This window comes from Cellulophaga sp. RHA19 (genome assembly GCF_002813425.1).
Classification (GTDB): domain Bacteria; phylum Bacteroidota; class Bacteroidia; order Flavobacteriales; family Flavobacteriaceae; genus Cellulophaga.
This window is the reverse complement of record NZ_PHUL01000001.1, coordinates 3,470,570-3,485,029: the sequence shown is the minus strand read 5'-3', so window position 1 is coordinate 3,485,029 and position 14,460 is coordinate 3,470,570. Positions and strand designations below refer to the sequence as shown.

Below are 14,460 nucleotides of genomic sequence, written 5' to 3'. Positions count from 1 at the left end.
TAATCAGCCTTATTTTTTATAATTAATATTTAATAATCAACCACATAATTTGAACCTTATGAAAAAGTGTTTAATATTTATTATTTTAATAAGTGGTTATTGTTTTGCACAACAGCAAAACATAACCTATTCAGTTTCTCCAGAAGCTTTTGGTGAGAACGATGAAATTACCATTACAGTATCTAATTTAGATGTATCTGCTTGGGGTGTTTCTGATGCATATCTTTGGGCTTGGTCCTTAGATGCAGACGGTGAAAACTCTCAAGATTCTCCTACTAATGGTAGCTGGACAAACTCTAATGAAAACCAAAAACTTACAGCCAATGGTGATGGTACTTATAGCTTTACCTTAACTCCCTCTAGTTTTTTTAATAGAACTAATATTGGACAAATAGGAATACTTATTAAAGCAAAAAATGGGGATGGTGATAAAAAAGCGCAAGACTATATTTTTAATGTTGGCACATTTCAATTTAACCTTAATTCACCAGCAAAAACTACAACTGTTTTAAATTCTGGCGAGAGTATATCCGTTGTTGCTACTTCTTCAATAAGTGCAACGTTTGTTTTAAAGGCAAACAATATAATAGTAGACACGCAAACAGCAATTACAGACTATAGTTATAGCTATGCTGTAACAGAAAATAGTAACTTTAGTTTAGAAGTTACAAAAGATACTGAAACTAAGTCGGCACTATTTAATGCTGTAGTTTCACCAACGGTAGAAGAAGCTCCAGTACCTGCTGGTATGTTAGACGGTATTAATTTAGACCCAGTAGACGCTACAAAAGCAACACTGGTTTTATATGCTCCTTTAAAAGATTTTGTGCACGTTATTGGCGATTTTAATAACTGGCAAATAGACAATAACTATCTTATGAAAAAAGATAGTGCATCAGATAGGTTTTGGGTAGAGTTAACAGGTTTAACACCGCAAACCAACCATATGTATCAGTATTTGGTGAATTTTGAAATTAATGTGGCAGATCCTTATTCTACTTTAGTTTTAGACCCATATTCAGATCAATTTATAGATGAGGTTACTTATCCTAATTTACCTGCTTACCCAACAAATTTGACAACTGAGGCTGTAACTGTTTTGCGTACTGGTGATACAGATTATAACTGGGAAACAACAAATTTTGTTGCACCAGACAAAACAGACCTAGTAGTTTATGAGGTATTGCTTAGAGATTTTGATGCTTTGCATTCTTTTGAAGCTTTAGAAAACAGGTTAGACTATATACAAAAGTTAGGAGTAAATGCTATAGAACTTATGCCTGTGAGTGAGTTTGATGGTAATGAAAGCTGGGGATATAATCCATCTTTTCATATGGCATTAGACAAATATTACGGTACAAAAGATGCTTTTAAAAGTTTAATTGATGAATGCCATAGCAGAGGTATAGCTGTAATTTTGGATGTAGTTTACAATCACGCTAGTGGTCAAAACCCATATTTTAGGCTTTGGAATGATAGTAATGGTGGCTTAGGAGGAAAAGCTACTGCAGATAATCCATTTTTTAACCAGGAAGCAAAGCACTCTTATAGCGTTTTTAACGATTATAATCATCAATCTACGGCAACACAAGACTACGTTAAACGTACTGCTCAATATTGGATTAATGAATATAATTTAGACGGATTTAGGTGGGATTTAACAAAAGGGTTTACTCAAAATTGTGCAGAAAGCGATGATGCTTGTACCAACGCATACCAGCAAGACAGAGTAGATGTTTTAAAACAATATGCAGATGACCAATGGGCTGTAAATGATGATTTTTATATCATTTTTGAGCATCTAGGTGGTATAACAGAAGAAGAGCAATGGGCAGATTATAGAGTAGCAGAAGGCAAAGGTATTTTACTTTGGAACAAACAAACGGAGGCTTACAACGAGGCTTTAATGGGCTACAATACAGCTGGGAAATCTAATTTTTCTGAAGTTTCTTATGCTCAAAAAGGATTTAAGCAAGCTTCTGCAGTATCTTTTATGGAGAGTCACGATGAGGAACGATTGCTTTATAAGAGTTTAAATTTTGGTAACGAAGAAGGTAATTACTCTACTAAAAACTTAAATACATCTTTAGAGCGTTTGCAAACAGCAGGAGCTTTTTTCTTTACAGTTCCTGGACCTAAAATGATATGGCAGTTTGGAGAATTAGGGTATGATATTTCTATTGATGAAAATGGCCGAGTAGGGAATAAGCCAATACTGTGGGAGTATGCAGATAATCCTAATAGAAAAGCAGTTTACAATAGTTGGAGCAAGATTATCAATTTAAAGAAAAATGCAGAAGTATTTAGCACCTCTAATTTTACTATTGATGCATCTAACACAAACGGTTTAAAGAAAATACATTTAACGCTAGAGAGTGCAACAGTAGACCAAATAAAGCATATAGTTGTTTTAGGTAATTTTGGAATGTCTGCGCAAAGTATAATTGCAGATTTTCAGGAAACTGGTACTTGGTATAATCTTTTAAGTAAAAACACACCGCTAGAAGTAACTGCAACCACTACAGGCATAAATTTAGAAGCAGGTGAGTTCATAATTTATGCAGATAAACCTTTTGTAGATCCTAATGATTTGGATAGTGATGGTGTTGTAAATGCTAATGACGCATGTCCTAACACTCCTGTTGGCACTACTGTAACTGTTACCGGTTGTAGTCTGTTTACATTACCCGCTACAAATTACCAAATTGCTACTGTTAGCGAAACTTGTAAAGATGCTAACAACGGCAAAATTAATATTACTACGGCAGAAAATTTAAATTACACGGCAACAGTATCTGGACCTAATAGTTTTTCTGTACAGGAAAACTTTACAGCAGAGCTAGTTTTAGAAGATTTAAGTGCCGGTACATATACAGTTTGTTTTACTATTGAGGGTGAAACAGATTACGAGCAATGTTTTACACTGGTTATTACTGAGCCTGAAGATTTATCGGTTTCTTCTAAAATAGATAGATCTTCAAAAAGCGTGAGTTTATCCTTAAAGGGGGCTGAGGTCTACTTTGTAACCTTAAATGGAATTACGTATGAAACTAGTGATAAACATATTGATTTACAGTTGCAACCAGGAATGAACAGGATATCTGCCCAAACGGGTATAGATTGTCAAGGTAAGTTTACCGAAGAAGTTTTTGTATCTGAGGAAGTACGCTTTTTTCCTAATCCTGTTGTAACAAATTTAACGGTTTACTGTGCAGGTAAGGATACCAGTGTAACTGTTTCTTTGTTTGATTTTACAGGAAGACAATTACTAACGGATACTAAAAGTATTGATGCTAATAGAGAAATAGCGATACAAACTACGAGCTTAAAAACAGGTAAGTATGTTGTTGTGGTAAAAGGAAAAACAATAAACAAAACATTTAAAATTATTAAGTAATGCATACAAAGTATTTAAAAATATACGGATTTATAGCTGCAGTAATTTTATCTAGTTGCGGTGGCGGAGGTGATGATAGTCCGGCAGAACCAGAAGTTTTTGCTCCAACAGCATCTACATTAAGTTTGCCAGCTAATGACGAGGTTTGCTTAACAGGTACAACTATAAATAACACCCAGGCTTCGGTAGCATTTACGTGGCAAGGAGCAACTAATGCAAATGGTTACAATGTTGTTGTTAAAAATTTGACTACAGAGCAAATTAATACATTTACGGCAACAGCAGAAACAACAACAATTACCTTAACAAAAGGGGAACCGTATTCTTGGTACGTAGTTTCTACATCTAACACAACTACAGAAACTGCAGAGAGTGATGTTTGGAAATTTTATTTAGCAGGAGACGGAATTGTAAATTATGCACCTTTTATGGCAGAAGCAATATCTCCAGAGATAGGAGAAACGGTATCTGCATCTAACAACAAAATTACATTGCATTGGCACGGAGCAGATGTAGATAATGACATTAAAGATTATGAAGTGTTTTTAGCTACAACATCACCGCCAGCAACAAGTATAGGTACAACTACAGATGCTTTTTTAGAGAGTTCTGTAAGTTCTGGAACTGTGTATTATTGGCAAGTTGTTACAACAGACCAAGAGAATAACAGTTCTAATTCACAAATATTTGAGTTTAAAGTTAATTAAACCAGATGTTAGTAAGTTTTTTTGTTTGGCCAGAAATAGAAGTATTTCTGGCTTTTTTTGTTTATTTGGTAATAATAATAAACTCAGACCTTCTGTTTACAGCGTGTTCTTCATTAGAACATTTTACACCGTTTTTACACTTATTAAGTAGTTGAGATTCTCCAAAACCAATACCCGTAATTCTACTTTGGTCTACACCTTTAGATACAAGATATTTTACAGTAGATTTTGCTCTTCTTTTAGATAACCACAGGTTGTAGGTATCACTCTCTGTGCTATCTGTATGCGAGCCAACTTCTATTACAACCGTAGGGTTCTCTAGCATATAGTTTGCAACTTTGTCTAAATCTGGATAAGATTCTACTCGTAAATAAGAACTATTTGTATCAAAATAAATAGATTTTAGTTTTAAGTAATTTGATAAGTCAGAACCTACAGCAGTTGCTTCTTTAGAGTTTTCTAACTCTAAAACTACTTCTTCAATTTTAGTATTGTTTTTAGGTGAGTAGATATATTTTACAGCATTTGCATAACCATCACTCTTAGCTGTAAAACGATATTTTTTCTCAGGTAAATTTACTTCTGTTGTAAAAAAACCATTTTCATCACTAACAGTTTCTACTAAATTATTATTCTCATAATCATAAATGGTTACCATAGCATTAGCTACAATTGTATTGGTCTCTTTGTCTATAACTTTACCCTTTATTACTTTGGTTACAGATTCTCTAATAAACCTATAAATATCATCACTTCCTTTACCTTTTGGTCTGTTTGATGCTAAAAAACCTTCATTTTTAGATTCGTTTATAATTAAAGAAAAATCATCTTGCCTACTATTAACTCCTTTTCCCATATTACGAACCTCAGCATTTTCTTGTTGTAGGTTGATGTAAAAAATATCTAAACCACCTAAACCAGGATGTCCGTCTGAAGCAAAATACAAGGTTTCAGATTCAGAAATAAAAGGAAATGTTTCTCTGCCTTCGGTATTAATTGTAGCTCCTAAATTTTGTGGTTCACCAAAGCTACCATCACTATTAATAGCTACAACAAAAATATCTGAAGCACCAAGTGTACCAGGCATATCTGAAGCAAAATAAAGCTTATCTTCTGTGTAATTTAAGGTTGGGTTAGCAACAGAATACTCATCATTATTAAAAGGTAACTCGGTTACATTTGTCCACTTTCCATTTTCTAATGTAGCCTTGTAAATTTTAAGTCTGCTTAGCCCGTTTTTATCTGGAGAAAACTTACCGTTTTCAGAGTTATTTCTTGTAAAATATACTGTTTTACCATCTTTTGTAAATGTAGAAGAAGACTCGTGTGTTTTTGTGTTTAATTCTTTTGCAAAATTGCCAAGGTATACATAATTTAAACTGTCTTTTTTTGCGGTATGTAAATTTAAAAAAGGCCTATTGTTCCACTCGTGTAAGTTATTTACTAAAAAACCGGTATCTCTTGCGCTAGAAAAAACTAATGAGTCTTTGTAAAACGACGGGGCAAAGTCAGACTCTACAGAGTTAGATTCTAAATTAGTTAAAGTATATTTTTGTTTGATGTTTTTTAGATTCTCTAAATAATCTAGTTTTTCAATAAATTTAGAAGCTCTTAAGTCTTGCTGTTTAATTTTATTAAACTGAAGCATTATTTTATCTGCTTGGTCATAATTACCGTTAGACCTTAGCGTTTGAGCGTATTTAAATAAGTATTCAGAATCAGAATTTTTCAGATCTGGCATTATTAATTTTGAATAGCAATTAGCAGCTTCTTTATAGTTAGCATTTAGGTAATAAGCATCACCTAATTTTTTATAAATATCTATAGAGGTTTCTCCTTTTTCTATTGCTTTAGTATAAGCATCTATTGCAAGTGCATAGGCTTTAGTATTAAAAAGTCTGTCTGCTTCTGCTAACTGTTTTGTCTGTGCAACAGCAGAGAACTGTGCAATTACAAGCAAAAACAAACCAATTATAGTTTTATCTATCTTCATATTAAAAGAATCTTGGTGTTAGTGCATTTCTAATCTTAGATTTAAAATCATATCTAAGGAAAACCTCAAAAGAACCATCATTAAAATTGGTTCCTCCTAAAGCTGTAGTTTCCTTATCATAAGCCAAACCAAGCATTAAGCGTTGGGTTGCTTGTATGCCAATAAGTGCACTTAAGGCAGCATCCCACCTGTAAGCAACACCCATAGAAAATTTGTCTTTGTACAAAAACGTAGTAGATACATCTACTTGTAACGGTGCACCAGAAGTTGTTTTAAGTAATGTGGCTGGTTTCATTTTTAAATCAGAATTTAAATTAAAAACATAACCTGTAATTAAATACCAGTTTACTTGCTCTTCTGCAATGTATGATGTGCTTGTTGAAGATTCATCAAAATGTTTGGTCTTTAAAAAATTAGGAACAGATAAACCTGCATAAAACCGATCTTCGTGATAATAAATACCCGCACCAAAATTTGGAGAAAATTGCTTATCTACACCATTGTCTGGTACAGCAACTGTAGGGTTGTTGGCTCTTAGTTTGTTGTGATCTATATTTAAAAAATGACCACCAGCTTTTAATCCAAAGGAAATTTTTCCTTTTTCTGATGCTTTAATGGTATAAGAATACAAAGCATCTATGTAAGTGTCTTGGTTTGTACCGTTACCAATTTCATCATTAACAACAGATAATCCTAAGCCAGATTTTGCAGAAACTGGAGCGTGAATATTAAAAGTTTGTGTAACAGGCGCACCATCTAAACCAACCCATTGTGAGCGGTGTAATGCGGCTATACTTAACGCACCTCTAGAGCCAGCATAAGCCGGATTTATAGAAATTGTATTGTACATATATTGTGTATACTGCGCATCTTGTTGAGCGTTAACTCCAAAAGCAAATAACAGTACACCAATAAGGCTAAATACGTGTTTTTTATGTTTATATATTGATATCATTTTTTATAATTAATTTAGGTACAAATAGCCATTTTTAGTTTTAGCTTCTCCATCTTTTAAATAGTTAATTATGTAATAATACACACCAGCAGGTAACGTACTACTAGATTTAACTACGGCTCTACCATTAGAAATACCTGTAAATGCTCTTGATGCGTTATCATAAGATTTTGTGCTGTATACTTTTACACCCCATCTGTTAAATATTTCTACAGTATTATCAGGAAAAGCTTCTATGTTTACTATTACAAATGTGCCATCTGCAGTACCAGGCGTAATGTTTTCATTTTGTATTTCTATATCACAAGCAACTCCTAAAGGAGGTGTACCGCCAATAGAGTCACAAGCATCTAGAGGATCTGTATTATCTACAACTTCTTGCCCATCCAAAATGCCATCTTTATCTGTATCAGCATCGTTAGGATCTGTTCCTATTGTATTTTCTTCTTCATTAGTTAAGCCGTCTGCATCACAATCAGACGTGTTTAAAGGAGTGCCGTTAAGAGAATCACAATCGTCCAAAGGATTTGTATTATCAGTAACTTCTTGTCCGTCTGTAACGCCATCATCATCTGTATCTGCGTCATTAGGGTCTGTACCAAGTGCAACTTCATCATCATTTGTTAAGCCATCATTATCAAAATCATCTGTAATAAAAATAACAGCTGTATTAGTATTACCTGCTGTATCAGAAACCGTAATATCTAATGTATTAGGGAAACTTAAATTAGGTAAAACACCACTATTTGGACTAACCATGTTTGTATCTAAACTAAAGTTACCTGCAGCATCTGTTATAACTGTATAAGTAACTTCAGGTGTACCATCAGCATCAATATCTATACTAATAAGCAAGGTTTCATTTATACTGCCAGTACCAGTAATAACAGGAGTAAGGTTATCTGTTATTTCATCGTTTACAATAGGAGTTACGGTATCTATAACAATAGGATATACTGTAGAAGAAAAACTAATGTTGCCAAAAGTATCGCTTGCTACTGCAGTAATATCATAGTTTCCATCTGGTAAAACAGTTGCAGTGTGGTCTAAAGTCCAATTACCTGTAGCATTAGCAGTTGCAGTACCTATTATAACACCATCAATATAAATATCTATAATTCTGTTTGGTTCAGATGTTCCAAAAATAGACAGAGTATTGTCAGATGTAATTGCATCATCAGGAATATTTGTATCAATACTAATGCTACTAATAACTGGTGTAGCAATAGTTGCAGTTTGTACATTGTATAGTTTAGTAGCAGCAACTGTATTGTTATTGCCTGCAGAGTCTGTAGTAGTTAAACTAGCATTTATAGTAGTATCTGCATCTAAAGCTAAATTATTTCCAGACACTATTATACTGAACGTTCCGGTATTGCTAACAGTACCAGTAATAGATATACCGTTTATTAAAAGTGTAACCGTATCTCCAGTGTTAAATTCTCCGGTAACAGTACCAGTTACAGTTATATTACCAGAAGCTTCAATAGCATTAATGGTATTGTCAGCGGTTACATTATCAATAATAATTGTTGGTGTAGGAGCAGTAATATCTAAAGCATATATTTTTGTTGCATTAATTGTATTGCTATTACCAACAGTATCTGTGGTAGCCAAGCTAGCATTTATAGTTACATCTGCATCTGCAAGGAGGTCTCCACCATTAACAGTAATGCTAAAAATACCGGAAGCATTAACAGTACCTGTAGTAGAAACACCGTTTATTAATAGCGTAACTGTATCTCCGTTATTAAATTCTCCTGTAATACTACCTGTAATAGTTATGTTTGATGTTGATTCTGTGGCATTTATAATGTTATCTGTAGTAACATCATTTATTGTTAGGGTAGGTGTAGGAGCAGTAACATCTACATTGTATGTTTTGTTTGTTGTTCCTGTACCTGTATTTCCTGCTGTGCTTGTTGTGTTAACACTACCATTTATGGTTAAATCTGCATCTGCAGTAAGTTCAGAACCCGTAATAGGTATACTAAAATTACCTAAGGCATCTACTGTATTAGTGTATGATATAGTGTTTACTACTAAAGTAACCACATCACCGGTTAAAAAGTCTCCACTAACATTACCAATTACTGTTATTGTGGTTGTAGCTTCAGTAGTGTTAATAGTATTGTCTGCCGTAATATTATTTATTGTAATAATGGGTATAGGCAAAGTAGTATCTACATCATAAAGTTTATTGTTAGTAGCAGTACCAACATTACCAGCCAAATCTAAGGTATTTACCTCGCCATTTATAACGAAATCTGCATCTGCGGCAAGATCACTACCATTAACTGGAATGCTAAAATTACCAGATGCATCTACACCATTAAAATACGAATTTCCATTTATCGTAAGAGTCACAAGATCTCCAGTATTAAAATCGCCACCAACAGTACCCGTGATAGTTATGGTTGATGTTGCCTCACTAGCATTTACTACATTGTCTGCAGTAACGTTATCAATAGTTAAAGTAGGAACAGGAGCAGTGGTATCTATTGTAGCAGAATCGCTTCCGTTTGTACTAGTGTTTCCTGCAGCATCAGTAATTGATGCAGTAACAGTAATTGTATTGCCTTCACCCGGACTAGTAAAACTTGTAGTTACAGTACCAGCAGTAATATCTGATGCAGTTAAAGTCTGATTAGTACCGTTTATGGTTAAAATATCTCCAGCAACAGCTTCGGCAGGTAATGTAATTGTGACATCAATATCACCAACTAATTCCGTGCTGTTTATAATAGCATCATCATTAATATCTTCAGTAATTACAACTGTAGGAGCAGCGGTTGCTGTAGTGTCAATTACAGCAGAATCACTACCCTCTGGACTTATATTTCCTGAGGTATCTGTAACAGTTGCAGTCACAGTAATAGTATTGCCTTCACCCGGACTAACAAAGCTAGTAGTTACAGTACCAGCAGTAATATCTGTAGCAGTTAAAGTTTGGTTTGTACCATTTATGGTTAAAATATTGTTCTCTACAGCTTCAGCAGGCAAAGTAATGGTTACATCAATATTGCCAGAAAGCTCAGAATTACCTATAATTCCATCATTATTAGCATCTTCAGTAATTACAACTGTAGGAGCCGATGTAGCAATAGTTTCTATTGTAGCAGAATCGCTTCCGTTTGTACTAGTGTTTCCTGCAGCATCAGTAATTGATGCAGTAACAGTAATTGTATTGCCTTCACCCGGACTAACAAAACTTGTAGTTACAGTACCAGCAGTAATATCTGTAGCAGTTAAAGTCTGATTAGTACCGTTTATGGTTAAAATATCGTTTTCTACAGCTTCGGCAGGTAACGTAATAATGACATCAATATCACCAACTAATTCCGTGCTGTTTATAATAGCATCATTATTAATATCTTCAGTAATTACAACTGAAGGAGCAGAAGTTGCTGTAGTGTCAATTATAGCAGAGTCACTAGCCTCTGGACTTCTATTTCCTGCAGTATCAATGATTGATGCAGTCACAGTAATAGTATTGCCTTCACCCGGACTAACAAAGCTAGTAGTTACAGTACCAGCAGTAATATCTGTGGCAGTTAAAGTTTGATTGGTACCATTTATGGTTAAAATATTGTTCTCTACAGCTTCAGCAGGTAAAGTAATGGTAACATCAATATTGCCAGAAAGCTCAGAATTACCTATAATTCCATCATTATTAGCATCTTCAGTAATTACAACTGTAGGAGCCGATGTAGCAACAGTTTCCACTGTAGCAGAATCGCTTCCGTTTGTACTAGTGTTTCCTGCAGCATCAGTAATTGATGCAGTCACAGTAATGGTGTTACCTTCACCCGGACTAACAAAACTAGTCGTTATAGTACCAGCAGTAATATCTGTAGCTGTTAAAGTTTGGTTAGTACCGTTTATAGTTAAAATATCTCCAGCAACAGCTTCGGCAGGTAATGTAATAGTAATATCAATATCACCCACTAATTCTGTACTGTTTATAATAGCATCGTCATTAATATCTTCAGTAATTACAACTGTAGGAGCAGAAGTTGAGGTAGTATTTACTTTAGCAGAATCACTAGCTTCTGGACTCGTATTTCCTGAGACATCTGTAATTGATGCTGTAACAGTAATGGTGTTATCTTCACCCGGACTAACAAAGTTAGTAGTTACAGTACCAGTACTAATATCTGTAGCAGTTAAAGTTTGGTTAGTACCATTTATGGTTAAAATGTCGTTCTCTACAGCTTCAGCAGGTAACGTAATGGTAACATCAATATCACCCACCAATTCTGTGCTGTTTATAATAGCATCATTATTGGCATCTTCAGTAATAACAACTATAGGGGCAGATGTAGCAACAGTTTCTATTGTAGCAGAATCGCTTCCGTTTGTACTTGTATTTCCTGCAGTATCAGTTATTGATGCAGTTACAGTAATTGTATTACCTTCACCCGGACTAACAAAACTTGTAGTTACAACACCAGCTGTAATGTTGGCCGCTGTTAAAGTCTGATTAGTCCCATTTATGGTTAAAATATCGTTCTCTACAGCTTCGGCAGGTAAAGTGATTGTAACATCAATATCTCCCACCAATTCCGTACTGTTTATAATAGTATCATCGTTAATATCTTCAGTAATTACAACTGTAGGAGCAGAAGTTGGAGCAGTATTTACAGTGATAGTATCTACCCCAGGATTACTTGTATTACCTACAGGATCTGTAATAGTAGCAGTCACAGTTAAAGAGCCATCTTCTGCAGGAGGAGTAAAGGTTACAAGTATTTCTCCGTTTGTAATATCTGTAGCAGTTAATGTTTGATTTGTACCGTTTACAGTTAAAATATCATTCTCAGCGGCATTTGCAGGTAATGTAATAGTAACATCAACATCTCCAACAGATTCGCTTGTATTTAAAAAACCATCATTATTTACGTCTTCAGTAATTACAACTATAGGGGCATCTGGTGGTGTATCATCAAAAATAATTGTGGCACTATTAGAAGTAAGAGTGGCACAAGAAAAAGTTTCATCATTAATAATAACCTGATATAAAAAACCATCATAACTAGCTGTTATTCCTGTTAATGTAAGAGTGCTAGTTGTGCTTCCTGTATAAATATCTACAGTGTTGGCATCATTTATATCTACAAAACCATTACCATCTAAACGGTCTACTTGCCATTTATAAGCTAAAGCTTCGCCAGTTGCAGTAACTACAAAATTTTCTGGGTTAGTGCCATTGGTTAAAATATCTTGTGGTTGGTTTGCTGTATTAATTATAGTTGGCGCTTGTCCTACCTGTTGAAAATCAAAGTCAGTATTTCCAGAACCACTATCTGTATTGGTAGGCGTGGTATAACCGTCTACAACCATACCACTAATAACAGTACCATTAGCTGCAGTAACTGTTGGTAAATTACCAAGTATTCCGTCGTTATTTTGATCTGTAAATCCTGCTTCTAAAACGTCATTACAACCATCACCATCAGCATCTAGCTCTAAATAATCTGGAGTGCCATTTGGTGTAGCTTCTGAGTCGGTAATTGTATAATCTACACTACCGCTATTAACACCACTACTAGTTTGCAAGGCATCAAAAATACCATCATCACTAACTGTTGTTCCTAGAATTCCGTTTGTATGCGGTTGTTTATGTCCGGCTTCAATAACATCAAAAATACCATCGTTATCAGAATCTAAATCCAATAAATCTGGAATTCCGTCGTTATCAGAATCTCTGTCTTTACAAGCAAAAAGTATAAGTTCTATTTCATCCTCAGCTCCTGTAGAAGATGTCTGTGCCAATTGCAATGTAAAAGTAGATACCCTTTGATTAATTTGTAACGTACCAGCAGCAGAACCATCACTATCTTTTAAAGAACTTTCTGGACTATATCCGTCTGATGGTAAACCAGTACCGCCATCTTTTACTGTGGTTGCAGTAGAAACAAAATCGAATGTACCAGCAAGTTCTGACCACGTTAAACCGTTTAAAAGGCTTATCTCTGCTGAGGTCTGATCGGTGCCATCGTCACCACCAATACGGTCTAAATGGAGCGTAGGTTTATCTACAAAAACAGGATTGTTGGCAGCATCTACAAATTCAACTGTAACTGTTACTCCGTTATCATAGGTTGCAGCAAGAGAAGTATCTCCTTGTAAATCTTCTGTCCAGAAATTTGGAGCTGGACTAGTAAAATTACCGCTTACAAAGTTGGTAGAGTTTGTAGTAGTAACATTAGCAATAACTCCGTTACCATAGTCAAAAGAAGCAGTAGTGCCAGCAATTGTCCAAGAACCAGACTGTACAGGAGTACAAATACCTTCTTCTGTGTCTAAAATACCATCGTTATCATCATCTAAATCGCAACTATTATTTATACCATCACCATCTGTGTCGTTCTCTGTAGGTGTACCAATTATAGCTCCAGAAGTACAAGGGTTTATTACCAGGTTAGAAAAAGCAAATTCTACTTCGTCTCTGTCAGGTGCGGGTATTACTAGAGTAGGGTTTTTTTCTAAACTTGTATTAATATTTATTGTGTTTAATAAATCTGTTATTTGTAAACTACCTCCAGCGGTATTAGCGCATTCACCAGTTCCTCCTAATATTTCAAATAAATTTTCTCCTCTAAAAAAAACAGAGTCAGTTTCTAATCTATCAGTAGCGCTTAGTTCATTCCAAGTGTATCCGTCTTGTAAATAGAAAACACCTGTAGTATTAGTAAATATTCCACCAGTTGCTCCAACTTTATCAACGTGTAAAATAGGGTTTTGTATATCTGCTAATGCATTTGTTCTGGTGTCATAAAACTCAAATGAGATAGTACCATTACTGCCATCAATGTCTAATGCAAGAGAAGGAGTTCCCGTAATAGTTGGGTCACTAAAAGCATCAGGAGAACAAAGCATAGTATCACCGCCAAGAATATCTACGTAGCCAGTAACGGTTACCTCAATTCTAACTAAACCATCTGAGCTTATAGATGTCCATTTTCCCCCACCAGCATCTGACCATACGCCAGAGGTTTGCGCAAAAAATAATTGAGACACAAATAAGAAAATAAAAAGCGTGAATAGTTTGGCAAATTTTATTCTGTTTGTGAGAGATAATATTAGATTCAATTTTATCATAAAAAAGTTTCTTATGAATAAACTAATGGTTTGGTTAAAAAAGTTATTCAATTTAAATAGCTAATTTATATTGAAAAATACCGAACAGTGTATTAATGTTGTGAATACTAGGCTTTTGTATGCGTAAGCTTATTTATGATACTTTTTTTTAATTGAATAGATGTAGTTGAAGAAATTAAAATGAACATTTGTTTTTACTTAGTTAACATATTACGACTGTAAAGTGCTTCTCTGTTAAGGCTTGTTTTCTCTGTTTTAGTAAAGTAATTACACTACTTTTTTTAAAAAATAAAGAACTTTAATT

The 14,460-nt window shown here is 34.5% G+C and carries 5 protein-coding genes; 2 read left to right on the top strand and 3 right to left on the bottom strand.

All coding sequences use genetic code 11. The annotated features are described in order from the left end of the window. Positions 1 to 58 precede the first annotated feature (58 nt). Both AX016_RS15200 and AX016_RS15195 read left to right on the top strand, forming a co-directional pair. On the top strand, positions 59 to 3,397 hold the full coding sequence (locus AX016_RS15200) for an alpha-amylase family glycosyl hydrolase (RefSeq protein WP_100896426.1): 3,339 nt from the start codon (positions 59 to 61) through the stop codon (positions 3,395 to 3,397). Continuing rightward, a complete protein-coding gene (locus AX016_RS15195; RefSeq protein ID WP_100896425.1) occupies positions 3,397 to 4,104 on the top strand; it encodes a hypothetical protein in 708 nt (235 codons plus the stop codon). Before AX016_RS15200 ends, AX016_RS15195 begins: the two co-directional genes overlap by 1 nt. 61 nt (positions 4,105 to 4,165) lie before the next feature. On the opposite strand, the gene AX016_RS15190 is transcribed toward AX016_RS15195, so the two are convergent. From AX016_RS15190 to AX016_RS15180, 3 genes are read right to left on the bottom strand one after another with little or no spacing between them, the layout of a single operon-like run. After that, positions 4,166 to 6,097 (bottom strand): OmpA family protein, encoded by a 1,932-nt coding sequence (locus AX016_RS15190; protein ID WP_100896424.1) that lies wholly within the window; start codon positions 6,095 to 6,097, stop codon positions 4,166 to 4,168. 1 nt (position 6,098) lies between these two features. Further along, entirely contained in the window at positions 6,099 to 7,052 is a 954-nt protein-coding gene (locus AX016_RS15185; protein ID WP_100896423.1) for a PorP/SprF family type IX secretion system membrane protein, read from the bottom strand. 9 nt (positions 7,053 to 7,061) lie between these two features. Then, on the bottom strand, positions 7,062 to 14,156 hold the full coding sequence (locus AX016_RS15180) for an Ig-like domain-containing protein (protein WP_100896422.1): 7,095 nt from the start codon (positions 14,154 to 14,156) through the stop codon (positions 7,062 to 7,064). Positions 14,157 to 14,460: the final 304 nt, after the last annotated feature.

Bases quoted from the DNA above. Each gene is read 5' to 3' on its own strand.
- AX016_RS15180 (WP_100896422.1), bottom strand. From the start codon at position 14,156: ATGATAAAATTGAATCTAATATTATCTCTCACAAACAGAATAAAATTT.
- AX016_RS15185 (WP_100896423.1), bottom strand. From the start codon at position 7,052: ATGATATCAATATATAAACATAAAAAACACGTATTTAGCCTTATTGGT.
- AX016_RS15195 (WP_100896425.1), top strand. From the start codon at position 3,397: ATGCATACAAAGTATTTAAAAATATACGGATTTATAGCTGCAGTAATT.
- AX016_RS15200 (WP_100896426.1), top strand. From the start codon at position 59: ATGAAAAAGTGTTTAATATTTATTATTTTAATAAGTGGTTATTGTTTT.
- AX016_RS15190 (WP_100896424.1), bottom strand. From the start codon at position 6,097: ATGAAGATAGATAAAACTATAATTGGTTTGTTTTTGCTTGTAATTGCA.